Origin of the sequence: Bradyrhizobium sp. NBAIM08, assembly GCF_020193935.1 — a bacterium.
GTDB classification, from domain to species: Bacteria; Pseudomonadota; Alphaproteobacteria; order Rhizobiales; family Xanthobacteraceae; genus Bradyrhizobium; species Bradyrhizobium yuanmingense.
In genome coordinates, this window is the sequence record NZ_JADYVR010000182.1 from 1 (window position 1) to 468 (window position 468).

The window sequence follows — 468 nt, forward strand, 5'->3', positions numbered from 1 at the left end:
CCTCCGCAAGCAATTGTTCTTCGGCGCTGGTAATCTCTTCGCCGGGCAGCACCACGAGCCGCGCCGTTTCATGGAACTGATTTTCGAGAATGGCCACGCCGCAGAGAATCGGCGCATGCGCGAGAATGACGCGCGCGATACCGCGAATGGCCTTCTCGTGGCCGAGGCGGCTGGCGGCCACGTGCATGGCGGCCGCGCCCGCATGTTTGCCGAGGCCAATCACGCACATTTTCACCATCCCGCTGCCGAGCGTGCCGCTGAAAGCCGTGTGCGGCTTGACGCGGTTCACGAGCACGATGCCGTCGGCGGCGAGCGCTTCCACGCTGCAAAGGACGGGCGCTCCTTCTGCAGAAACGCCGACTTGCCGAACTTCCATGGATGAGCGAATCGGCACGCCCATCGCCGCCTCCGTGATGCCATAGCCGGCGAGCAGTTCGCGCTGACCATCGGGGGTCGCACAGCCATGAC

1 protein-coding gene is annotated in these 468 nt (G+C 65.0%); it reads right to left on the reverse strand.

From position 1 onward, the window contains the following. Positions 1 to 468: hypothetical protein (locus tag I6F37_RS39015; RefSeq protein WP_225154226.1), on the reverse strand; the 468-nt coding region annotated here is incomplete at both ends.